Below are 22,604 nucleotides of genomic sequence, written 5' to 3'. Positions count from 1 at the left end.
CGGTGGCTGAGGATTCCTCGGCCACCGGCCTTTGCCATTAACGACGGTCCCCCGAATGAAAGCACCATGACTGACGACCTTGCCGCTGACGCAGCGCATCCAGCCTCATCATCTCCCCGGCCCCGGCGCGGCGTCCTGCTGTCCCTGTTCGCGGGGCTGGCAGTGTTCGCCTACGTCTTCGACCAGCTCACCAAGCTGTGGGTGACCAGCACCATGGTGGAGGGCGAACGGATCCCGGTTCTGCCCCCGCTGCTGCACTGGTACTACATCAGGAACTCGGGCGCTGCCTTCTCGATTGGCGAGAACGTGACCTGGGTTTTCACGATCATCATGGTGGTGGTCGCCGTCGCCATCCTGTTCCAGCTGCGCAAGCTCGGGTCCGTGTGGTGGGCGCTGGCGCTTGGGCTGTTGTTCGGCGGCGCCCTGGGAAACCTGACGGACCGGCTGTTCCGGGAGCCGTCGTTCGGAATGGGACACGTGGTGGACTTCATCCAGCTGCCCAACTTTGCCATCTTCAATATCGCCGACTCGGCCGTTGTGTCGTCGGTGGTCATCATCTGCCTCCTGACGCTGCGGGGGATCGCGCTGGACGGATCCCACCACAGCGTCGCCAAACGGGAAGGCGGCGACAATGTCTGAGCGGGTCGTGGTCCCCGAGGAGCTGGACGGCAGCCGGGTCGACGCCGGGCTGGCCAAGCTGATGGGCATGTCGCGGTCATCCGCGGCCACCCTGATCGCCGAAGGCAATGTCACCAGCGGCGGGAAACCGGTGGGCAAGTCAGCCAAGCTCGCATCCGGAACAGTGCTGGACATCACGGTCCCTGAGCGCCGGGATCCCCTTGAAGTCGTGGAGGAAGTTGTGGAAGGCCTGAAGATCCTGCTGGATGACGACGACTTTGTGGTGGTCGACAAGCCGGTGGGAGTCGCGGCGCACCCGTCGCCGGGCTGGGTGGGCCCCACTGTGGTCGGCGGACTGGCCGGCGCGGGCTATCGCATCTCCACATCCGGCGCCCCGGAACGTGCAGGCATTGTCCACCGCCTCGACGTCGGGACCTCAGGCGTGATGGTGGTGGCCAAGACGGAGCCCGCCTACACCGCCCTCAAGCGGGCGTTCAAGGAACGCACCGTGGACAAGGTCTACCACACTGTGGTCCAGGGCCTGCCGGATCCCCTGCAGGGCACCATCGACGCGCCCATCGGCCGCCATCCCGGCCACGACTGGCGTTTCGCCGTCATCGAGGACGGCCGGCCGTCCGTGACCCACTATGAGGTCCTCGAGGCGTTCGGCAAGGCAACCCTGGTGGAGGTGCATCTGGAGACCGGCAGGACCCACCAGATCCGGGTCCATTTCGCGGCCCTCCGCCATCCCTGTGCCGGCGACCTCACTTACGGGGCCGATCCGCGGCTCGCCGCCACCCTGGGGCTCACCCGGCAGTGGCTGCACGCCCGTGAACTGGGCTTTGACCACCCGCGCACCGGGGAGCGCATCACCGTGACCAGCGAGTACCCCGAGGACCTCGCCTATGCGCTGGAAGTCCTGGGGTCCGGCAAGGCCTGAGCCTGCGGCACGCCGGCATTAATTGTCAGGGGGTCGGCACTAGAATGGTCCGGTGACTTCCAGCAATGACTCGTTTGTACATCTCCACACCCACACCGAGTACTCGATGCTGGACGGCGCCGCCCGGCTCGGGGAGCTGTTCGACGAAACCGAGCGGCTGGGAATGCCCGCGCTGGCGACCACCGACCACGGCTACCTCTTCGGTGCTTTCGACTTTTGGAAGAAGGCCACGGACAAGGGCATCAGGCCCATCATCGGCGTCGAAGCCTACGTAACGCCGGGGACCGCGCGCGGGGACAAGAGCCGCGTCCGCTGGGGTGATGAGAGCCAGCGGAAGGACGACGTCTCCGGCGGCGGCTCCTACACCCACATGACGCTGCTCAGCTACAACAACAAGGGCATGCGCAACCTGTTCCGGGCATCATCGATCGCCTCCCTGGATTCCGTCTTCGGCAAATGGCCACGCCTGGACCGCGAACTGCTGAACACCTACTCCGAGGGGCTCATCGCCACCACCGGCTGCCCGTCCGGCGAGATCCAGACCCGGCTGCGGCTCGGCCAGTACCGCGAAGCGCTGGAAGCCGCGGCGGAGTTCCGGGACATCTTCGGCGCAGAGAATTACTTCTGCGAGCTGATGGACCACGGGCTGGACATCGAACGCCGTGTCACCGGCGACCTGCTGCGGCTGGCCAAGGAACTGAACCTTCCGCTCGTTGCCACCAACGACCTCCACTACACGCACGAACACGACGCCAAGGCGCACGAGGCCCTGCTGGCCATCCAGTCCGGCTCGACCCTGCTGGAGCCGACCTATGACAACGGCGGTTCCCGTTTCGCGTTTTCCGGCAGCGGCTATTACCTGAAGTCCCCGCAGGAAATGCGTGAACTCTTCCGCGACCACCCGGAAGCGTGCGACAACACGCTGCTGATCGCCGAGCGGTGCGAAGTCTCCTTCAATACCGGCGCCAACTACATGCCCCGGTTCCCCTGCCCGGAGGGCGAGGACGAAACGTCCTGGCTGGTCAAGGAAGTGGACAAGGGCCTCCACTACCGGTACCCCAAGGGCATCCCGGACAACGTCCGCAAGCAGGCAGACTACGAGCTTGGCGTCATCACGTCCATGGGGTTCCCCGGCTACTTCCTGGTGGTGGCCGACTTCATCAACTGGGCCAAGAACAACGGCATCCGCGTGGGCCCGGGACGTGGCTCCGGTGCAGGCTCCATGGTGGCCTACGCCATGCGTATCACCGACCTTGACCCGCTGCAGCACGGCCTGATCTTCGAGCGCTTCCTCAACCCGGACCGCGTCTCCATGCCTGACTTCGACGTCGACTTCGATGACCGGCGCCGCCCTGAGGTCATCGACTATGTGACCCGCAAGTACGGCGACGAGCGCGTGGCCATGATCGTCACCTACGGCACCATCAAGACCAAGCAGGCGCTGAAGGACTCCTCCCGCGTGCTCGGCTACCCCTTCAGCATGGGCGAGCAGCTGACCAAGGCACTGCCGCCTGCCGTGATGGCCAAGGATATTCCGCTCGCCGACATCCAGAACAAGGATGCCAAGCGCTACAGCGAGGCAGGGGACTTCCGCCAGCTGATCAGCACCGATCCCGAAGCCGCCAAGGTTTTCGAAACCGCCCTGGGCATCGAGGGCCTGAAACGGCAATGGGGCGTTCACGCCGCCGGCGTGATCATGTCCTCGGACCCCATCATCGACGTCATTCCGATCATGCGCCGCTTCCAGGACGGCCAGGTCATCACGCAGTTCGACTACCCGACGTCTGAGGGCCTTGGCCTGATCAAGATGGACTTCCTGGGGCTGCGGAACCTCACGATCATTTCCGACGCCCTGGAAAACATCAAGATGAACCGCGGCATCGAGCTGGACCTCGAAACGCTGGAGCTGGATGACGCGGCCTCCTACGAGCTGCTGGCCCGGGGTGACACGCTGGGCGTGTTCCAGCTCGACGGCGGGCCCATGCGCTCCCTCCTGAAGCTCATGAAGCCTGACAACTTCGAGGACATTTCCGCGGTGCTGGCGCTGTACCGGCCCGGCCCCATGGGCGCCAATGCCCACACCGACTACGCGCTCCGCAAGAACAAGATCCAGGAGGTCGTGCCGATCCATCCGGAGCTGGCGGAGCCGCTGGAGGATATCCTCGGCGGCACGTTCGGACTGATCGTGTACCAGGAGCAGGTTATGGCCGTGGCGCAGAAGCTCGCCGGCTATTCCCTGGGCCAGGCAGACATTCTGCGCCGCGCGATGGGCAAGAAGAAGAAGTCCGAGCTGGACAAGCAGTTTGCCGGCTTCTCCCAGGGCATGCAGGACAACGGCTACTCCATGGAGGCCGTCAAGACCCTGTGGGACATCCTGCTGCCCTTCTCCGACTACGCCTTCAACAAGGCCCACTCCGCCGCGTACGGCGTGATTTCCTACTGGACGGCGTACCTGAAGGCGCACTACGCGCCGGAGTACATGGCCGCGCTGCTGACCTCGGTGGGCGACGACAAGGACAAGTCGGCGATCTACCTGAACGAATGCCGGCGCATGGGCATCACGGTGCTGCCGCCGGACGTCAACGAGTCGGCACTGAACTTCACCCCGGTCGGGGAGGACATCCGTTTCGGCATGGGCGCAATCCGCAACGTCGGCGTCAACGTCGTCGAGGCCATGGTGGCGGCACGGGAAAAGGAGGGCGCCTACACCTCCTTCAAGGACTACCTCATGAAGGTCCCGGCGGTGGTGTGCAACAAGCGCACCATTGAATCCCTGATCAAGGCCGGAGCCTTTGACTCGCTCGGCCACCACCGCCGCGCGCTGGCCATGGTCCACGAAGAAGCCATCGACTCCGTCATCACTCTCAAGCGCAACGAGGCCATCGGCCAGTTCGATCTCTTTGCCGGCTTCGATGAGGCCGAGTCCGAGTCATCGCTGAGTATCGAGATCCCCGACCTGCCGGAATGGGAGAAGAAGGACAAGCTCGCGTTTGAGCGCGACATGCTGGGCCTGTACGTCTCTGACCACCCGCTGCAGGGCCTGGAAGGCGTCCTGAGCCAGCACGCCGACCAGTCCATCACCTCGATCATCGCCGAGGACGGCCCGCACGACGGCGCCATCGTCACCATCGCGGGCATGATCACCTCCCTGAGCCGCCGGATCGCGAAGGCCAGCGGCAACGCCTACGCACGGGCGGAGATCGAGGACCTCGGCGGCTCCATGGAGGTCATGTTCTTCGGCCAGGTCTACGGCCCGATCGCCTCGGTTCTTGCCGAGGACCTGATCGTGGTGGTCAAGGGCCGGCTGCAGCGGCGCGATGACGGTGCCGTGACCCTGAACTGCATGGAGCTCTCCGTGCCGGACCTCAGCCAGGGCACCAACGGACCCCTGGTGATCACCATGCCCACGCACAAGGCCACCGAGGCCGTGGTCACGGAACTGGGGGACGTGCTGCGCAACCACCGGGGCAACTCCGAGGTGCGGGTGAACCTGCAGGGCGACAGCCGCATCGAGGTCATGGCACTTCCCGTGCACCTGCGGGTGAACCCGAACCCGTCGCTGTTCGGCGACCTCAAGGTGCTGCTGGGGCCGGCCTGCCTCGACGCTTAGGTAGCCCCGACGCCTAGGTAGCCCCGACGCTTAGATTTCGTAGTCGAGCGGAACCGGCTGGCCGTAGGTTCCCGAGTGGTACAGCAGCGGTGAGCCGTCCTCGCCGACCTGCCCTTCCACCACCTCGACCACCACGACCGCGTTGTTCTCGAAGGACAGGCGCATCTGGATCTTGCCTATCAGCCAGCCGGCAACGTCCTTGAGCACCGGCACGTCATGGGGTCCGTGGGCCCAGTGGTCGCCGGCGAAGCGTTCCTTGGTCCGGGCGAACCGGTCGGCCAGTTCCTGGTTCTCCAGCCCCAGCATGTGCACGCCGATGTAGGTGGTGTTGGCGACCGCCGGCCACGAGCTGGAACTGCGCGCCATGTTGAAGGTGAAGCGCGGCGGCTTGGCGGACAGCGAGGCAACTGACGTTGCCGTGAAGCCGTAAGGGACGCCGTCGTAGTTCACGGTGATGATGGCAACGCCTGCTGCATGCCGGCGGAACATCTCTTTGAACGTGCCCTCGAAGGCGGCTTCATCTGACGTCACTGAAATCGATCTCCCTGCTTTCATCCGTGCCGGTTGTGCCTCTACTACAAGACTATTGGGCTTCCGGCCCGATGGGGCACACCGGCGGATGGCAGGCATGTGCCGCGGCCGCCGGCCAACATTTGCCGGCCACATTTGTTAACGTTTCTTCATGACCCACCCTGCACCCCCTCCGGTCCGTTCGTCCGACCAGGCCCGGGGCATCCGCCGGGGTACACGGCGGGACTGGCTATGGGTGTCGGGAATCATCGCGGCAGGCATTCCGGCCGGGCTCCTGTGGTGGCTCCTGGCCCCGGGCGGAAAGAACCTCATGTCGGGAAACGCGGCGCTGGCATCCGGAACCAACAGCCAGGGCTGGCTGCCCCGGGACCTGGTGCTGGCCGGACTGTTTGTGCTGGCTGGCTGCCTTGTGGCTGTGCTGTTGTCCGGCCGGCGCGACGGCGGAACGCGGCGGCTGCTGCTGCTCTCCGTTGCGGCAAGCGCCGCTGCAGCTGTCCTGGCATGGCAGACCGGCGTGCTGGCGGGCGGCTGGCTGGGCGGTCCGCAGGACACATCGGCCAACGCCAGTGTTGCCTTCTCGCTGCGGTCCCTGACTGTCCTCGTATTGTGGCCCGCGGCAGTCGCAGCCGGCTTCTTCGTCCTGCGCATCATCGGGCTCCTGCGCACCTCCGCGGACCACGACGCGGATGACGCCCGCACCTGGCAGTAACGGCCGCTGTAACTAACGGCCGGCAACAGGGGCCGGCAACAGAATCAGGACCGGAGCGGCGGCGCGTAAAATGAACCGGTGACCACTTCTCCGGACAGCCCCACCAGCCCAGATTCGCAGGGACGCCAGAATATCCCCGCCGTCGACTTCCGCACCGTTGACCTGCGCGGCCGCAGCCTCAGCCTGGCCGAACTCCGCGAGGCGGTGCCCCGGGCCCGGCAGCAGACGGTCGCGGACGCCGAGCAGAAGGTCACGGACATCATCACGGCTGTCCGGCAGCGCGGCTTTGCCGCCCTTGCGGACTTCGCGCAGAAGTTCGACGACGTGGAGCAGGCCCACCCGCGTGTTCCGGCCGAGGCGCTCCAGTCGGCCCTCGAGGGGCTTGATCCGGCCGTGCGTTCGGCGCTGGAAGAGTCCATCAGCCGCGCCCGGCGGTTCGCGGACGGGCAGCGGCCGGCCGACGTCGACATCTCCCTCGGCGACGGCGCGGTGGTGAGCCAGAAGTGGGTGCCGGTTAAACGCGTGGGACTCTACGTTCCCGGCGGCCTGGCGGTGTATCCGTCCTCCGTGATCATGAACGTCGTTCCGGCGCTGGCCGCAGGGGTGGAATCGATCGCGCTGGCGTCGCCGCCGCAGAAGGACTTTGGCGGTCTTCCGCACCCGACCATCCTGGCCGCCGCGGCGCTGCTGGGTATTGACGAGGTGTACGCCATCGGCGGGGCGCAGGCCATCGCCGCCTTCGCCTACGGTGTGCCCGGTGATGCCGGCGCCGCCGCGCTGGAACCGGTCGACGTCGTGACCGGCCCCGGGAACATCTTCGTGGCCACAGCAAAGCGCCTCGTCAAGGGCGTGGTGGGAATCGACTCCGAGGCAGGTACCACCGAAATCGCCATCCTTGCGGACTCCACGGCCCGTCCCTCCTTCGTTGCCGCCGACCTGATCAGCCAGGCCGAGCACGACCCGAAGGCTGCCTCGGTCCTGATCACGGATTCGCTCAAGCTCGCCTCGGACGTCCGTGAGGAGCTGGAACTGCAGGCGGCATCCACCAAGCACAGCGAGCGGGTCCGCGAGGCGCTGTCCGGTCCGCAGTCCGGCGTCGTGCTTGTCGACGACCTCGAGCAGGGCATCGCGGCGTGCGACGCGTACGCGGCCGAGCACCTGGAGATCATGACGGCGGACGCTCCCGCCGTGGCTGCGAGGATCCGCAACGCCGGTGCCATCTTTGTCGGGGACTACAGCCCGGTCAGCCTGGGTGACTACTGCGCCGGCTCCAACCACGTGCTTCCCACGAGCGGCACGGCGGCGTTTTCGTCCGGGCTGAACGTCACGACGTTCCTGCGCGCCATCCAGGTCATCAACTACTCGGAGGCTGCACTGGGGCAGGTCAGCGGGCACATCGTCAGCCTGTCCGGAGCGGAGGATCTCCCGGCGCACGGCGATGCGGTCACGGTCCGCTTCCAGGCTGGGCGCTGACCACTACATGTAGTGGTGACCCACTACATGTAGTAATTACAGGCTTGTTATTCGGCCATATGCAGCCGTAAAATGGTGCCGGAAGCGTCTGTTAAACAGCGGGGAAGGAACGGGGGAGGAACAACATGTACTGTCCGTTCTGCCGCAACCCTGACTCGCGCGTGGTGGACAGCCGGATGGCCGATGACGGCTCCGCTATCCGGCGCCGCCGGCAGTGCCCCGAGTGCGGGCGCCGTTTCACCACCGTGGAAACCACCAGCCTGTCCGTGATCAAGCGCTCCGGCGTCGGCGAACCCTTCAGCCGCAGCAAGGTCATCAACGGCGTGCGCAAGGCCTGCCAGGGACGGCCCGTCAGCGAGGACGACCTCGCCATGCTCGCGCAGGAAGTCGAAGAGAACATCCGGGCCTCCGGTGCGGCGGAAATCGACGCCCACGAGGTTGGCCTGATCATCCTCGGTCCGCTGCAGAAGCTGGACAAGGTGGCGTACCTCCGCTTCGCCAGCGTCTATCAGGCGTTTGAATCGCTCGAGGACTTCGAATCAGCCATTGCGCTGCTCCGGCACGAGTCCGACGCCGAGGCCAAGGAGGCGGCAGCCCCCGGGGCCGGGGGCAAGGCGTCCGAGCCCGGGGACAAGGACTCCGCGGTCAGGAGCCCGGACGCCAAGAACCCGGACGCCAAGCACGCCGACGCCAAGAGTACAGGCAAGAGCCCGGCAGCGAAGAACACCGCGAAGAGCACGCTCTAAAATCTCCGGTGGCGGCAGCGGAGGGGAAGCCGCAGCCGCCACCGGCTCCAGTGCAGACGCCGCAGGCGGCCGATGCGTAAGCACCAGAAGCACCCGACCGGGTCAAGGTCGGGTGCTTCTGCCTTATCGGCTCCTTTTGACGCTCCAGACTGCAAGGCATCCCCGCACGGGCGTCCATCCTGGGATGCCGCCGGGCAGCAAATCCATAAATGCGGGCAGGACTCCCTGCACGTTCCCTTGTGATGCTTGACACGTGTTAGGTGACTCCTCTACAGTTCCTAACACGTGTTAGGAAGGAAAACGAACATGACCGGAGTCACAAACGGGCACCTGCGGGAAATCACCCGCCGCACCGCCCTCGGTGCCCTTGGCGCGGGAATCATCGGAGCAACCGTGGCGTCGTGGCCCCGGCTCTCCGGCACCGACATTCCGGGCCGCGGAGACAACAGCCTCAGCATCGCCATTATGGGCACCGCCGCAGACGCCGCCGCCCGCCAGCGTGCCATCGACGCCTTCACCCGGCTCCACCCGGAGCTCAGGGTCAAGGTCCAGGCCATCCAGGCCGTGGACTGGAAAGACTTCTTCACCAAGATCCTCACCATGGTGGCCGCGGGAACTCCGCCGGACGTAGTGTACGTGGCCACCGAGGGCGCCCAGCTGTTCGCGGAAAAGCTTGCCCACCCGCTGGACGAATACATCCGTCGCGACGCCACGGACATTAAGGAGTTCTTCGATGACGTCCACCCCAGCCTGGTGGAAGCCTTCATGTACAAGGGCAGCCTCTACCAGCTCCCGATGGACTGGAACGCGGCCAACATGTACTACAACACCGCCGCCTTTGCGCAGGCCGGACTGGAGCGGCCGGCGGACGACTGGACGCACCTGGACTTCCGCAACAGCCTCGCGGCCATGCGCAAGGCCCGGACCTCGGACTTCACGCCCTACTACTGGACCAACCGCCTCTTCGGCGGCGTGGTGCCGTGGCTCTACGCCAACGACACCAGCTTCCTCAAGGAGACCAGGTCGGCGGGCGGCGAGTGGCTCTGGGACGGCTTCTACGCCGACGACCCCTCACGCAGCCTCCGTTCCGGCGGCTACCAGTGGCTGGAACCCAATGCCGACGACGACCGCGTGTTTGAGTCCTTCGACTACCTCCGCGGGCTGGTCAAGGACGGCCTGGGCGTCCGGCCCGAGGAAGGCGGCGGCAGCTCCCTGGTGGGCCTGTTCGCCTCCAACCGCATCGGCACCACGCCCGCCGGCGGTTACTGGGTGCAGGGCCTGCACGAGGCAGGCATGGGCGCGAACGATTTCGACGTCCAGTTCTTCCCGCGCTGGAAGACCCAGCGCCACCAGTTCGGCACCGCCGGCTACGCCATCATGAAGACCGCAAAGGACAAGGATGCAGCCTGGGAATGGGTCAAGTTCAGCTCCAGCCGCGAGGCCATGGAACTGATCTTCCCCAACCCGATTACGACGCCGGCGCGCCGTTCCATGGTCAACGAACAGCTGTACGCCGGCAAGGGGCCCGCCCACTGGAAGGTTTTCTACGACACCCTGGACCGTTTCCCGGCCACCGGCCCCATCCCGGCACCGCCCCAGCAGGCCGCCGTCGAAACGGCCCTGATGAAAAACGTATCGCTCGCAGTCAGCGGGGACGAGCGGCAGCTCAAGCAGGCCCTCGCCTCCATGCAGCGCGACCTTGAACTTGCCCTGAGGAGGCAGTCATGAGCACCACCACGCCATCGCGGGAGCGGCCCAAGCGGGCCGTAAAGCGCAGGAGCACGACGGCGGCCGGTACTGAAGGCGCCGGCGGCGCGCCCGGCGCCCGCACCCCGCGCGGAAACAACGGCAGGCACAGCCAGCGCTGGCTGGCCTGGATCTTCCTGGCCCCCACCATCCTGGGCATGGGCATGTTCACGCTGATCCCCATCGTGGCCTCAGTGGTCCTGGCCTTCTTCCGGTGGGACATCATTTCGGCACCCGCATTTGTTGGCTTCAACAACTTCTCCGAAGTCGTCCAGGACCCCACCGTCCGCGTGTCATTCCTGAACACCATCGTTTTCGTGGTGGTGGCCGTGGCCCTCCAGCTGGGCCTCGCACTGGCGCTGGCGATCATGGTGCAGGAGAAGATGCCGGCGTGGCTGCGCGTGTTCTTCCGGTCCGCGTTCTTCTTTCCGCTGATCCTCTCCGCCGCCTCGGTGTCCATCTTCATGAGGTACCTCTTCAACGAACAGTTCGGCGTGGTCAACTGGTTCCTGTCGCTCGCGGGCATCCCCGCGGTGCCCTGGCTGACCACACCGGGCGGGTCCGCCGCCGTCGTGATCCTTGTTTACGTGTGGCAGAACTTCGGCTTCTCCTTCCTGCTGTTTATCGGCGGCCTGGCTTCCATTCCCGGCGAGACGTACGAAGCGGCCTCGATTGACGGCGCCACCGGCTGGCGCAAGCACCTCCACGTGACCCTGCCGCTGCTGAGCCCCACCACGCTGGTGGCCTCAGTGATGGCCATCATCAGCGCCCTGCAGGTGTTCGACCAGCCCTATGTCCTGACCCGCGGCGGCCCCGGCGACTCCACCCGGACCGCCGTCATGGTGATCTTCGAATCGGCTTTCCAGCGGCTCGAATTCGGCCAGGCGTCCGCGATTGGCGTGCTGCTCACGCTGATCATCATGGCCATCACGGCCGCACAGTTCCGGCTCAGCAAACGATTCGTCTTCTACCAGTAAGGCCAGCCATGACAACCACAACTGACCACGGCCTGGCCGGACATTCCCCCCGGCTGTCCGAAGGCCTCCCCGTAACGGCGCCCAGCCGGAAAAGGTTCAACTGGAGCTTCGCCGTCCGGATCCTCCTGCTGGTGCTCGCGGCCGCCCTGACGCTGGGCCCGGTGCTGTGGACCCTGTCCACGTCGCTGCGTTCGCCGTCGGAATCCTTCAGGCTGCCGCCGTCGTTCATCCCCTGGAACCCGGACTTCACCTCATACGGGGAAGTCTTCCAGCAGCTGAACATCGTCCTCCTCGTCCTCAACAGTGCCCTGGTGACCGGGCTGATCGCAGTCGGCCAGATGATTTCCGCAGCGCTGGCGGGGTACGCGTTCGCTCACCTGAAATTCCGCGGCCGCGGGGCGCTGTTCTCGATCGTGCTGGCGACCATGATGGTGCCCGTGCAGGTGACGATTGTGCCCGTCTTCATGCTCATCCGAGGCATGGGCCTGTCGGACACGCTGCTCGCCCTGATCCTGCCGGCCATTCCGACGGCGTTCGGCACCTTCCTGATGCGCCAGTACTTCATGGGCCTCCCGGCGGAACTTGCCGAGGCGGCGTCGATTGACGGAGCCAGCCCCTGGCGCACCTTCCGCTCGGTGTATGCGCCGCTGGCGCTGCCCGGCATGGCGATCGTGGGAATCCTCGCCTTCAACTTCCACTGGAACGAGTTCTTCCGCCCGCTCATCCTCACCATTTCCGAACAGAACTTCACCCTCCCGCTGGGACTCGTCTCGCTCCAGGGCAATCTCGGCACCGGCAGCATCTCAGTGGTGCTCGCAGGCGTGGTCCTGTCCATGATTCCTGCGCTGGTGGTCTTCATCTTCGGCCAGCGCGCACTGCAGGACGGCCTCACGGCCGGCACCGGCAAATAACCCCAATTCCTTCAAGCCCGAAAGGCCCCGCCATGCCCTCCCCGGACCTCGCCGCCGTCCACTTCAACACCGTTCACTCCAACACCGTTCACTTTGCCGATGTCGCCGCCACCCACCCCGACCCCGCCTTCCCCCGGTTCCACCCGCGCCCCGCACAGGGCTGGATCAACGACCCCAACGGCATCAGCTTCATCAACGGCCGGTACCACGTCTTCTTCCAGTACAACCCGGACTCGGCCCGGCACCACAAGATCGCCTGGGGCCACGTGAGTTCGGCCGACCTGGTCCGCTGGGAGGAACACCCGGTCGCGCTCCGCCCGCAGGACGGCGGCCCGGACGAGTACGGCTGCTGGACAGGCGTGGTGACGGACGACGGCGGTGTTCCCACCGCAGCCTACTCCGGCGTCCGCAGCGACGGCGGCCACTCGCAGGTGGTCATCGCCCGCGGCTCGGAGGACCTGGTCCACTGGGAACAGACAGGGCATGTGGCGGCCACAATGCCGGCGGACGGGATGGTGACGGCGGTACGGGACCCGTTCATTTTCACGTTCAAGGGCAAGCGGTACGCCATCCAGGGCGCCGGGCTGGCCACGGGGCAGGCCGCACTGCTCCTGTACAGCGTGGAGGACATGTCCGACTGGAAGTACCAAGGCATCTGGCTGACCTCCGACCACCCGGTGGCCTCGGAGTTCACCCCGGCCGAGATATGGGAGTGCCCGCAGCTGGTGCGCGTGCCCGATGGCAGCTCCACAGAACCGGGCACCTGGGTGATGATGTTCTCGCTGTGGCTTTCCGGTGACGCGCACGAGCACGCCAACGGGGTGGGCCACCTGATCGGGTCGCTGATCGAGGACCCGGCGACTGGACTGCCCGTGTTCACGCCCCGGGCCGGCGGAAAGTCGGACCTCGGCCGCGACTTCTACGCTCCGCAGGTGGTGGCTCTGGAGGACCGGGCCCTGCTGTGGGGCTGGGCCAACGAGGGCCCGGGGCGCGACGGCCGGCGCGGCCGCAGCCAGGAGGACATCGATGCCACCGGCTGGGCCGGGGTTTTGACGTTCCCCCGCGAGCTTTCCGTAGTGGATGGTGCCCTGGCCGTCAGCCCCGCCCCCGAGGTGAATGCCTACCGTGGAGTGCTGCGCACCAGCCAGGCTTCGGGGACGGTGACACTGCCGGGCGTTGCCGAGGCCGTGGTGACGGCAGGTGCATTTGAGTCGCCGGACACCGCCGTCGAACTCCTGCTGGCCGGCAACGGCAACAGCCAGACCGTTTTCAGCGGGAACATCCGGCCGGGGGAGGAGCTGCGGGTGTTCGTGGATGCCTCGCTCGTGGAGGTCTACCGGGCCGGTTCCGTCGCGACGACGCTCCGGGCCTACCCGGCAGCGGGTGAGGAATGGCAGCTGCGCCTCCCGGCGGGAGCTGCGGCCGACGTCTGGGAACTCACGCAGCCCGCCTAGCCCGCCTGGCCTGACCCGGCCGGGCCGGCCGGGCTGGAGTGTCCGGCCAGGTCAGCGCCCGGCGGGGACCGGCCCGGTGGAGTCCCGCACCACCAGCTGGCAGGGAACCATGGTCTCGGTTGCGGAACTGGGGGCGGTAGCCGGCGCCCCGTCGTCGGGATTCTCTCCGCCCGGGACGGACCCGACCTCGGCGAGCAGCGACGTCATGGCCGCCGCCCCCATCTCCCGAAGCGGCAGGGCCATGGTGCTGAGCGCCGGGACCATGGTCTTCGCAACACGGAATTCGTCGTCGTAGCCCATGACCGACACGTCCTGCGGGACACTCAGGCCCAGACGGTAGCAGGCCAGCACGACGCCGATGGCCAGGCGGTCGTTGGCGCACAGGATGGCGGTTGGCCGAGCCCCTGGCTCCGTGCCATCGAGGAGTTTCATGGCGCCGTGGAATCCGGCGTCGATGTCCCAGCCCACCTGGAGGACCCGGTCCTCATTAACAGGCATCCCGGCGCTGCTGAAGGCCTGACGGTAGCCCTCGATCCGGCGGGGCGCGGCAGGGGTCAGGGAGTCGCCGGCAAGGAAGGCGATGTCCCGGTGGCCAAGGCCCATGACGTGCCCGGCAGCTTCCCGGCCGCCGCGGACTTCGTCGGGGATCACCGCCGGCAGCCCGGCGTTCGGCCGGTCATCGAAGCAGTTGGCCAGGATCGACGGGACCCGGGCCATGTTCGGGGGCACATGCAGCGGGCGCAGGCCCACGGTCACGTACATCAGGCCGTCCACCTGGCGGTCCAGCAGGGTTTCGACGGCGCTTTCATCGCGGGACTCGTCCAGTTCCGTATCCATGACCACGGTGACAAAGCCGTGTTCCCGGGCGACGGCGTCCGCGCCGGCAATGATGTTGCCGTCGAACGGGCTGGTGACCACCTGGTCCGAGACGATTCCGATGATCCGCGACTGCTGGTTGCGCAGGCTCAGCGCGATCTTGTTGGGGGAGTAGTTGAGGGCAGCGGCCGCATCGCGGATCCGCTGCTGGCTTTCGAGCGCCACATTGCCGTTGCCGCGGCCGTTCAGCACCAGCGACACAGCGCTCCGCGAGACGCCTGCCAGCTTGGCGACGTCGAGGGCGGTGGCCTTGCGCTTCATGGGCTCATCCTTTGGTGTGTGAATATCACTGCCTGGCTGCAGTTTACCTAACTCGTGTGAGCTCTGTCCGCATTGTTGTGGGCTGTCCGCACCCGTTGTGGGCGGCGCTGACGAAACGCCGAAGGCGGCAGACATCCTGTCTGCCGCCTTCGGGCTTGCTGGGGTAAGCGGGTCTATTTCGCCAGCTCGTGCTTAACGGCGATCTCCAGGGCAGCGCCCACGATGCCGGCCTCGTTCTTCAGCTCAGCAGGAACGATCGGCGTGCGCAGCTTCAGCCGCGGCAGGTACTCGTCGGCGCGCTTGGAGATGCCGCCGCCGACGATGAAGAGCTCGGGGGGGAACAGGAACTCGACGTGGGAGAAGTAACGCTGCAGCAGGACGCTGTACTCTTCCCAGCTGAGGCCGTCCCGTTCCCGGGCTACTGCGGACGCCTTGCTTTCGGCGTCGAAGCCGTCGATTTCCAGATGGCCGAGTTCGGCGTTAGGCACGAGGTGGCCGTTGAAGATGAACGCGGAACCGATGCCGGTGCCCAGCGTGATGACCAGGACAGTGCCGCCGACTCCGGCGCCTGCACCGTACCGGGCTTCGGCCAGGCCGGCCGCATCGGCGTCGTTGATGACCTCCACCGGCCGGCCAAGGCGCGCCGTGAGCAGCGCATCAATGTCCGTGTTGAGCCAGCTCTTGTCCACGTTGGCGGCGGAGTGGACCACGCCGTGCTGGATGATGCCGGGGAACGTCACGCCGATGGGGCTGTCCGCAGCCGGCGCGTCGGGACGCGCCGAGAGTTCCTCGACGACCTTGGCCACCACTTCGATCACCGCTTCCGGCGTGGCCGGCTGCGGGGTTGCCAAGCGGAAACGATCGCCGATCAGCTTGCCCTTCTTCAGGTCTACGATGCCGCCCTTGATTCCGGTGCCGCCGATGTCGATACCGATCAGCGGGGCGTTCTTGCGGGTCTTTTCGTCCTTCTTGGCCAATGGGATTCCGTTCGTGGCAGGGTAGGGGCTCGGGTTGGGCAAGGGTGAATTGCCCTCAAAGACGCGGGCGGTCGCCTGGCGTCAGGGAAGGGTAAGGATTTCGGCACCTGATTCGGTGACGAGGAGCGTGTGTTCGAACTGCGCGGTGCGCTTGCGGTCCTTGGTTACTACGGTCCAGTCGTCGGCCCACATGTCCCATTCGATGGTGCCGAGGGTCAGCATGGGTTCGATGGTGAACACCATGCCGGGCTCGATCACGGTGTTGTAGGCGGGCGCGGCGTCATAGTGCGGGATGATCAGTCCGGTGTGGAAGGCCTCGCCTACGCCGTGGCCGGTGAAGTCGCGGACAACGCCGTAGCCGAAACGCCTGGCGTAGGACTCGATGGCGCGGCCGATGACGTTGATCTGGCGGCCGGGGGCAACGGCCTTGATGGCACGGTTGAGGGACTCCCTGGTCCGCTCAACCAGCAGCCGCGACTCCTCGTCCACATCGCCCACCAGGAAGGTGTGGTTGGTGTCGCCGTGGACCCCGCCGATGAAGGCGGTGATGTCGATGTTGATGATGTCGCCGTCCTGCACCACCGTGCTGTCCGGAATGCCGTGGCAGATCACTTCATTCAGCGAAGAGCACAGCGACTTGGGGAAGCCGCGGTACCCCAGCGTGGACGGGTACGCGTTGTGGTCAAGCAGGAACTCGTGGCCGACGGCGTCCAGCTGGTCGGTGGTGATGCCCGGCCGGATGTGCTTGCCCACCTCCACGATGGCCTGGGCTGCGATCCTGCTCGCCACCCGGATTTTCTCGATGGTCTCGGGTGCCTTGACCTCCGAGCCCGTGAATTTGGCCGGGCCTGGCTTGCCGACATACTCAGGCCGCGGGATCGACGCGGGAACCGGCCGCTGCGGGCTGACGGTTCCCGGAGTAAGCGTGCCGGTGGGTGCGGTCGAGGCTAAGGAAGGCATAGATTGATCATATAAGGCAGTACAGAACGCCATGTAAATTAATGCGCCCGGTGCCAGCCGTTGCGGGTTAAGTTACGTGGATCACGGCCCCGGCCTGCTGTTAAACCGGAAAGCGAGGAATCCCGATGCCCGAGTACTGGTACAACGTCAAGACCCACATGGTGGAGGAAGACGCGATGTCGGACTGGACCCAGCTGATCGGTCCGTACAAGACGCGGGAAGAGGCGGAACACGCCCTCGAGAAGGTCAAGGCCCGCAATGAAGCCTGGGAAAAAGGCGACGAGGACTGAAAGGAACTCCCGCTTTTAGAAGGAGTGTTCCGGCCCGGGGAACTGTCCCGAGCGGACGTCGTCGCCATAGGCCCTGGCGGCGTCGCCCAGCATGGTCCGGAGATCCGCGTACTGCTTGACGAACTTGGCCATCCTGCCGCCGCGGAGGCCCGCCATGTCCTGCCAGACCAGAACCTGGCCCGTGGTGGCGTTGCCCGCGCCGATGCCGATGGTGGGCACGGGGATGGCGGCGTCCACGGCCTTTGCCGTTTCAGCAGGAACCATTTCCATGAGGACGCAGAACGCGCCGGCGTCGGCCAGCGCCGCGGCGTCCTCAATGAGGCGCGCGGCGTCGTCGCCCCGGCCCTGCACGCGGTAGCCGCCCAGGGAATGCTCACTCTGGGGCGTGAAGCCGATGTGCGCCATGACCGGAATCCCGGCCTGGACCATCGCCCTGACCGTGTCAGCGTAGAACTTGCCGCCCTCGAGCTTCACGGCGTGCGCCAGACCCTCCTTGAGGAAACGCACGCCGGTGGCCACGGCCTGCTGCGGCGACACCTCATAGCTGCCGAAGGGGAGGTCCGCCACCACCAGGGCCCGTTTGGCCGAACGGGTGACCGCACGGCACAGCGGCAGCAGTTCATCGACGGTGACGGGCAGGCTGGTCTCGTTGCCGAAGACGTTGTTGGAGGCGGAGTCCCCCACCAGCAGGACCTCGATGCCGGCCTGGTCGAAGATCTCAGCCGTGTACTGGTCGTACGCAGTGAGCATGGCAAAGCGTTCGCCGCTGGTTTTGGCCTGCTGCAGGTGGTGCGTGCGGATCCGGGAAAGGGGCTTTTTGGCGGGTTCCGACGCCGGTGCCGCAGCTGCTGCGGGGCCGTTCCCGTAAGGTGCAGGTACTTCAGCGGACGTGCTTGGATCGGGACTGCTGGTTGAGGCCATGCCAAGAGCGTAGTCCGCGACCCGCTGTGCTAGCCACCGGGCACCACGGGATCATGGGTGATTCGTGTCATAGCCGGTTTGCCTGTCCTTGGCTTGCCGTTCACCGTCCGCGTGTTAACGCTGTGTTACGCGGTGGAGCCCGGCCAGCATTACGCCTAAATGCTTAGTAAAGTGATTCGTGAGCTGCCGCTGCTCCGTCGTGGACGGACCAGGGCATGGATGCAGACCGGAGAAGAGGCTTAATGGACCGCCAGCAAGAGTTTGTCCTGCGCACGATCGAAGAGCGCGACGTACGCTTTGTGCGCCTGTGGTTCACCGACGTCGTGGGCTCGCTCAAGTCGGTGGCGCTGGCACCCGCCGAGGTCGAAGGTGCCTTCGACGAGGGCCTTGGCTTTGACGGCTCAGCCATCGAGGGCCTGGCCCGGGTCTTCGAGTCGGACATGCTGGCCCAGCCGGACCCGTCCACCTTCCAGATCCTTCCGTGGCGCGGCGAGACGGAGCAGACGTCCCGCATGTTCTGCGACATCCTTACTCCCGACGGCGAGCCCTCCGCGGCGGACCCCCGCAACGTCCTCAAGCGCACCCTCGCCAAGGCAGCCGACATGGGGTTCACGTGCTACACGCACCCCGAGATCGAGTTCTACCTGCTCAAGTCGCAGGAGCCCGGCCCCGACGGATCACCCATTCCGGTGGACGAAGGCGGCTACTTTGACCACGTGCCCGGCGGCGTGGCCCAGGACTTCCGCCGCACGGCCGTGACCATGCTGGAATCCGTGGGCATCTCCGTGGAGTTCAGCCATCACGAAGCCGGCCCCGGCCAGAACGAAATCGACCTGCGCTACGCCGACGCCCTGCAGACTGCGGACAACATCATGACGTTCCGCACCGTCATCAAGGAGGTGGCGCTGCAGCAGGGCACATACGCCACGTTCATGCCCAAGCCCTTCACCGCGCACCCGGGTTCCGGCATGCACACGCACTTCTCGCTCTTCGAAGGTGACACCAACGCCTTCTTCGAGGCGGGCGCGGAGTTCCAGCTCTCCAAGACGGCGCGCCAGTTTATCGCGGGCATCCTCAAGCATGCCCCCGAGTTCACGGCGGTCACCAACCAGTTCGTGAACTCCTACAAGCGCCTCTGGGGCGGGGGAGAGGCGCCCAGCTACCTGAGCTGGGGCCACAACAACCGTTCCGCCCTCGTCCGGGTCCCGCTGTACAAGCCCGGGAAGGGACAGTCCGCGCGGATCGAATACCGCGGCATCGACTCCGCTGCCAACCCCTACCTGGCTTACGCGGTGCTCCTGGGTGCGGGACTGAAGGGCATCGAGGAAGGCTACGAACTGCCCGCCGCGGCGGAGGACGACATCTGGTCGCTGAGCTCCGCCGAGCGCCGGGCAATGGGACATGACCCCCTTCCCGCCAGCCTGCATGACGCAATCCGTGCCATGGAGGACTCCGAACTGATGCCGCAGATCCTGGGTGAACAGGTCTTCGAGCACTTCCTTCGGAACAAGCGCGCGGAATGGCAGGACTACCGCCTGCAGGTCACCCCCTATGAGCTGCAGCGCAACCTGGCCATTCTGTAGGCGGCCGCGGTGAGCTTGGCCCGCCGGCTCATTACCGCCGGCTTCAGTGACCTGGAGAAGGGGGAGCGGTTCCTCGCCGCCCCCGAGCTGGAGGGCATTGACCAGGATGTCCTGTTTGCCGGCCTGCAACTGGCGGCCAACCCGGATGCCGCCCTGCAGTCGCTTGTCCGGCTGATCGAAAAGCACCCCGACCTGCGGAAGCTGGCAGCGGCGGACACGGACGTGAGCGAACCGCTGTACCGGGTCCTGGGCGCCAGCGAGGCCCTTGGTGAGTTCCTGATCAGGCGTCCGGAGCACCTGGACGCGTTCAGCGTGAACGCCAGTCCGGAACCGCTCCCGGCAGACCCCGCCGAGCTGCGCGCCCAGCTGCTCAGGTCCGTCCGCGCCGACCCCAGCGCCGCCCGTCCGGTGGCAGGCATCGCCGGCCCGGAGGCCTATGAGGCACTGCGCACCGCGTACCGCCGGGGCGTGGTGGACCTCGCCGTCAAGGACCTCTGCGCCGCTGACCCGCTGGACTTCATGCCCGCCGTCGGTGCCGAACTTGCCGACCTGGCAGGGGCCGCCATCGAGGCCGCCCTCGCGGTCTCCCGCGCTGAAGCGGCGGAAAAGTTCGACGCCGGCGAGGTCGCCGACGTCGCACTGTCAGTGATCGGGATGGGCAAGTGCGGTGCCCGCGAACTTAACTATATTTCCGACGTCGATGTCATTTACGTGGTGGAGGCAGGGGAGCTGGACGACGCCCGGGCCAACACCATCGGCACGGCGCTGGCCTCCGGCATCTCGCGCGCCATTTCCTCCCCGGCCCGTGAACCGGGCCTGTGGGAAGTTGACGCCAACCTCCGCCCGGAGGGTAAGTCCGGCCCGCTGGTCAGGACGCTCGCCTCACACCAGAGCTACTACGCCCGCTGGGCGGAAAGCTGGGAGTTCCAGGCACTTCTGAAAGCCAGGACCATTGCGGGTGACGCAGAGCTGGGCGCCCGGTACGAGGAGGCCGTTTCACCGCTCGTGTGGACCTCGGCGAGCCGGGACGGATTCGTGGAATCTGTGCAGGCCATGCGCCGCCGGGTGACCGAACACATCCCCCCGGCCGAGGAACAGCGGCAAATCAAGCTGGGCCGGGGCGGGCTGCGCGACGTTGAATTCACCGTCCAGCTGCTCCAGCTCGTGCACGGCAAATCAGACGAATCGCTCCGGCGCCGGGACACGACGTCGGCCATCGCTGCGCTCTCGACCGGCGGCTACATCGGCCGGGCGGACGCAGCCGAATTCGACCGCGCCTACCGGTATCTGCGGCTCCTCGAACACCGCATCCAGCTTTTCCAGTTGCGCCGCACCCACCTGATGCCCGTCAAAGAGGAAGCCCTCCGGACCCTCGCCAAGGCGGTGCTGGGACCGTTCTCCACCGACCGGCCCCACCCGGATGCGCTGCTGGCCGCGTGGCAGCGGACAAAGCGCTCGGTGCGCGAACTCCACGACCGGATCTTCTACCGTCCGCTCCTGAACACGGCCGCAAAGCTCAGCAGCGAGGATGCGCGCCTGACGCCGGAAGCCGCGCAGGGCCGGCTCGCGGCGCTCGGTTACCGGGACCCGCAGGGCGCCCTCCGCCACATCGAGGCACTGACGGGCGGGGTCAGCCGACGGTCCGCACTGCAGCGGCAGCTGCTGCCCATCCTCCTCGGCTGGCTGGCCGAGGGCGTAGACCCCGACGCCGGGCTGCTCGCGTTCCGCAGGATCAGCGAGTCCCTCGGCACAACCCACTGGTACCTCGGCATGCTCCGCGACTCGGCCGCAGCCGCCGAACGGCTGTGCCACATGCTCTCCAACTCGCGCCTCATCGCCGACCTGCTCGAAGTATCGCCGGAATCAGTGTCCTGGCTGGGAACGGACAAGGACCTGACGCCGCTCAGCTTCGAGGCCCAGTGGGGCGAGATCGCCTCCAAGATGTCCCGGCACGCCGACCCGGAAAGCGCCATGCGCCTCATCCGGCTCATCCGCCGCCGGGAAATCCTGCGGATCGCCATCGCGGACAGCGCCGGGCTCCTCGCCCAGGACCAGGTGGGGGAGGCGCTGGCCGAAACGGACCGGGCCGCCATCCTGGGTGCCCTGCGGGTGGCAGAAAACATTGTCTCCGCCGCCGGCCCGCTGAAGACCTCGGTGCTGGTGGTGGCCATGGGCAGGCAGGGCGGGCAGGAGATCGGCTACGGGTCAGACGCCGATGTCCTGTACGTCCACCGTGCGCTGCCCGGTGCCTCCGACGACGAAGCCCAGCAGCAGGCCGCCAAGATCGTGGCCCATGTGTCCAGCCTCCTGACGCAGCCGCTCAAGCCGGCGATCATGGCTGAGCGGGTCCTGGCCGTCGACGCCGACCTCCGCCCGGAGGGCAAGAGCGGCGCCATGGTGCGGTCGCTGGAGTCCTACAGCGAGTACTACCGCCGCTGGTCGCTCATCTGGGAAGCGCAGGCACTGCTCCGTGCCCGGCCGATCGCCGGCGACGACGGGCTCGCGGCCGACTTCGTGAAGCTGATCGATCCCATCCGGTACCCGGAGACCGTCTCCGACGCGGATGTCAGGGAGATACGGCGCATCAAGGCACGGGTTGAGTCCGAGCGGCTTCCCCGCGGTGCCGATCCCGCCAGGCACCTCAAACTGGGGCGGGGCGGCCTCAGCGATGTGGAATGGCTCGTTCAGCTGCTGCAGCTGCAGCACGCCGGAAAACATCCCGAACTGCGGACCACATCCACACTGAAGGCCCTCCGCGCGGCTGCGTCACTCGGGCTGCTGGAAGACGGTGACGCCGCCCTGCTGGCCGACGCGTGGCGGCTCGCCAGCCGGATCCGTTCTGCGAACGTGATCTGGACGGGCCGCGCCTCCGACCTGCTGCCCTCGTCCCGCCGCGACCTGGAGGCCGTGGCCAGATGGTGCGGCTACGAGGAAGGGATGGCCACGGCGTTCGAGGAGAACTATCTGCGGGTGAGCAGGCGTGCCCGGGGGGTCTTTGAGAAGGTCTTCTACGGCCAGTAA

At 66.6% G+C, this 22,604-nt stretch carries 18 protein-coding genes; 13 read left to right on the top strand and 5 right to left on the bottom strand.

Features of this window, described 5'->3' with window-relative positions; translation table 11 throughout:
* Positions 1 to 66 precede the first annotated feature (66 nt).
* The 3 genes from lspA to dnaE are packed head-to-tail and all read left to right on the top strand — an operon-like array spanning position 67 to position 5,168.
* Positions 67 to 639: a signal peptidase II gene (lspA, locus tag BWQ92_RS02105; RefSeq protein ID WP_076798021.1), complete on the top strand. Its 573-nt coding sequence runs from the start codon at positions 67 to 69 to the stop codon at positions 637 to 639.
* Positions 632 to 1,558, top strand: a complete 927-nt coding sequence (locus tag BWQ92_RS02100) for an RluA family pseudouridine synthase (RefSeq protein ID WP_076798020.1) — start codon at positions 632 to 634, stop codon at positions 1,556 to 1,558. The genes lspA and BWQ92_RS02100 overlap by 8 nt, the downstream gene beginning before the upstream one ends.
* A 52-nt stretch (positions 1,559 to 1,610) precedes the next feature.
* Complete coding sequence (gene dnaE / locus BWQ92_RS02095; RefSeq protein WP_076798019.1) at positions 1,611 to 5,168, top strand: DNA polymerase III subunit alpha; 3,558 nt, start codon at positions 1,611 to 1,613, stop codon at positions 5,166 to 5,168.
* 30 nt (positions 5,169 to 5,198) lie between these two features.
* Here the strand turns inward: dnaE and BWQ92_RS02090 are convergent, their stop codons facing one another.
* The gene (locus tag BWQ92_RS02090) at positions 5,199 to 5,723 is read right to left on the bottom strand and encodes a flavin reductase family protein (protein ID WP_377958642.1); all 525 of its coding nucleotides are present in this window, start codon (positions 5,721 to 5,723) and stop codon (positions 5,199 to 5,201) included.
* Between the two features lie 127 nt (positions 5,724 to 5,850).
* On the opposite strand from BWQ92_RS02090, the gene BWQ92_RS02085 reads away from it, so the two are divergent.
* The 7 genes from BWQ92_RS02085 (at position 5,851) to BWQ92_RS02055 (ending at position 13,715) form a co-directional block, all read left to right on the top strand.
* On the top strand, positions 5,851 to 6,408 hold the full coding sequence (locus BWQ92_RS02085; RefSeq protein ID WP_076798017.1) for a hypothetical protein: 558 nt from the start codon (positions 5,851 to 5,853) through the stop codon (positions 6,406 to 6,408).
* Positions 6,409 to 6,486: 78 nt separating this feature from the next.
* Positions 6,487 to 7,881, top strand: a complete 1,395-nt coding sequence (hisD, locus tag BWQ92_RS02080) for a histidinol dehydrogenase (RefSeq protein WP_076798016.1) — start codon at positions 6,487 to 6,489, stop codon at positions 7,879 to 7,881.
* 125 nt (positions 7,882 to 8,006) lie between these two features.
* Positions 8,007 to 8,627 (top strand): transcriptional regulator NrdR, encoded by a 621-nt coding sequence (gene nrdR / locus BWQ92_RS02075; protein WP_076798015.1) that lies wholly within the window; start codon positions 8,007 to 8,009, stop codon positions 8,625 to 8,627.
* Between the two features lie 306 nt (positions 8,628 to 8,933).
* Positions 8,934 to 10,355, top strand: a complete 1,422-nt coding sequence (locus tag BWQ92_RS02070; protein WP_076798014.1) for an extracellular solute-binding protein — start codon at positions 8,934 to 8,936, stop codon at positions 10,353 to 10,355.
* Positions 10,352 to 11,350, top strand: coding sequence for a carbohydrate ABC transporter permease (locus BWQ92_RS02065; protein ID WP_076798013.1), 999 nt, complete (start codon positions 10,352 to 10,354; stop codon positions 11,348 to 11,350). The genes BWQ92_RS02070 and BWQ92_RS02065 overlap by 4 nt, the downstream gene beginning before the upstream one ends.
* 8 nt (positions 11,351 to 11,358) lie before the next feature.
* Entirely contained in the window at positions 11,359 to 12,261 is a 903-nt protein-coding gene (locus BWQ92_RS02060; protein ID WP_076798012.1) for a carbohydrate ABC transporter permease, read from the top strand.
* Positions 12,262 to 12,293: 32 nt separating this feature from the next.
* Positions 12,294 to 13,715 (top strand): glycoside hydrolase family 32 protein, encoded by a 1,422-nt coding sequence (locus BWQ92_RS02055; RefSeq protein ID WP_076798011.1) that lies wholly within the window; start codon positions 12,294 to 12,296, stop codon positions 13,713 to 13,715.
* Between the two features lie 51 nt (positions 13,716 to 13,766).
* Here BWQ92_RS02055 and BWQ92_RS02050 read toward each other — a convergent pair whose 3' ends face one another.
* The 3 genes from BWQ92_RS02050 to map all read right to left on the bottom strand — a co-directional run bounded on the left by BWQ92_RS02050 (position 13,767) and on the right by map (position 16,789).
* Entirely contained in the window at positions 13,767 to 14,852 is a 1,086-nt protein-coding gene (locus tag BWQ92_RS02050) for a LacI family DNA-binding transcriptional regulator (RefSeq protein WP_076798010.1), read from the bottom strand.
* Between the two features lie 173 nt (positions 14,853 to 15,025).
* Positions 15,026 to 15,829, bottom strand: coding sequence for a polyphosphate--glucose phosphotransferase (gene ppgK / locus BWQ92_RS02045; protein WP_076798009.1), 804 nt, complete (start codon positions 15,827 to 15,829; stop codon positions 15,026 to 15,028).
* A gap of 81 nt (positions 15,830 to 15,910) precedes the next feature.
* Positions 15,911 to 16,789, bottom strand: coding sequence for a type I methionyl aminopeptidase (gene map, locus BWQ92_RS02040; RefSeq protein ID WP_076798008.1), 879 nt, complete (start codon positions 16,787 to 16,789; stop codon positions 15,911 to 15,913).
* Positions 16,790 to 16,914: 125 nt separating this feature from the next.
* Here map and BWQ92_RS23405 point away from each other — a divergent pair, with 125 nt between their 5' ends.
* Complete coding sequence (locus tag BWQ92_RS23405; RefSeq protein WP_140416644.1) at positions 16,915 to 17,079, top strand: SPOR domain-containing protein; 165 nt, start codon at positions 16,915 to 16,917, stop codon at positions 17,077 to 17,079.
* A gap of 15 nt (positions 17,080 to 17,094) precedes the next feature.
* On the opposite strand, the gene panB is transcribed toward BWQ92_RS23405, so the two are convergent.
* Entirely contained in the window at positions 17,095 to 18,000 is a 906-nt protein-coding gene (gene panB / locus BWQ92_RS02035) for a 3-methyl-2-oxobutanoate hydroxymethyltransferase (RefSeq protein WP_076798007.1), read from the bottom strand.
* Between the two features lie 242 nt (positions 18,001 to 18,242).
* Between panB and glnA the strand changes: the two genes are divergently transcribed.
* Complete coding sequence (glnA, locus tag BWQ92_RS02030) at positions 18,243 to 19,583, top strand: type I glutamate--ammonia ligase (RefSeq protein ID WP_076798006.1); 1,341 nt, start codon at positions 18,243 to 18,245, stop codon at positions 19,581 to 19,583.
* Positions 19,584 to 19,592: 9 nt separating this feature from the next.
* Complete coding sequence (locus tag BWQ92_RS02025; RefSeq protein ID WP_076798005.1) at positions 19,593 to 22,604, top strand: bifunctional [glutamine synthetase] adenylyltransferase/[glutamine synthetase]-adenylyl-L-tyrosine phosphorylase; 3,012 nt, start codon at positions 19,593 to 19,595, stop codon at positions 22,602 to 22,604.

The organism is Arthrobacter sp. QXT-31 (assembly GCF_001969265.1).
In the GTDB taxonomy this organism is placed as follows: Bacteria; Actinomycetota; Actinomycetes; order Actinomycetales; family Micrococcaceae; genus Arthrobacter.
This window is presented reverse-complemented; position numbering and strand designations above follow the sequence as displayed.

Bases quoted from the DNA above. Each gene is read 5' to 3' on its own strand.
- lspA (WP_076798021.1), top strand. From the start codon at position 67: ATGACTGACGACCTTGCCGCTGACGCAGCGCATCCAGCCTCATCATCT.
- BWQ92_RS02085 (WP_076798017.1), top strand. From the start codon at position 5,851: ATGACCCACCCTGCACCCCCTCCGGTCCGTTCGTCCGACCAGGCCCGG.
- BWQ92_RS02100 (WP_076798020.1), top strand. From the start codon at position 632: ATGTCTGAGCGGGTCGTGGTCCCCGAGGAGCTGGACGGCAGCCGGGTC.
- BWQ92_RS02060 (WP_076798012.1), top strand. From the start codon at position 11,359: ATGACAACCACAACTGACCACGGCCTGGCCGGACATTCCCCCCGGCTG.
- BWQ92_RS02065 (WP_076798013.1), top strand. From the start codon at position 10,352: ATGAGCACCACCACGCCATCGCGGGAGCGGCCCAAGCGGGCCGTAAAG.
- glnA (WP_076798006.1), top strand. From the start codon at position 18,243: ATGGACCGCCAGCAAGAGTTTGTCCTGCGCACGATCGAAGAGCGCGAC.
- BWQ92_RS23405 (WP_140416644.1), top strand. From the start codon at position 16,915: ATGCCCGAGTACTGGTACAACGTCAAGACCCACATGGTGGAGGAAGAC.
- BWQ92_RS02090 (WP_377958642.1), bottom strand. From the start codon at position 5,723: ATGAAAGCAGGGAGATCGATTTCAGTGACGTCAGATGAAGCCGCCTTC.
- nrdR (WP_076798015.1), top strand. From the start codon at position 8,007: ATGTACTGTCCGTTCTGCCGCAACCCTGACTCGCGCGTGGTGGACAGC.
- BWQ92_RS02050 (WP_076798010.1), bottom strand. From the start codon at position 14,852: ATGAAGCGCAAGGCCACCGCCCTCGACGTCGCCAAGCTGGCAGGCGTC.
- BWQ92_RS02055 (WP_076798011.1), top strand. From the start codon at position 12,294: ATGCCCTCCCCGGACCTCGCCGCCGTCCACTTCAACACCGTTCACTCC.
- panB (WP_076798007.1), bottom strand. From the start codon at position 18,000: ATGGCCTCAACCAGCAGTCCCGATCCAAGCACGTCCGCTGAAGTACCT.
- map (WP_076798008.1), bottom strand. From the start codon at position 16,789: ATGCCTTCCTTAGCCTCGACCGCACCCACCGGCACGCTTACTCCGGGA.
- BWQ92_RS02070 (WP_076798014.1), top strand. From the start codon at position 8,934: ATGACCGGAGTCACAAACGGGCACCTGCGGGAAATCACCCGCCGCACC.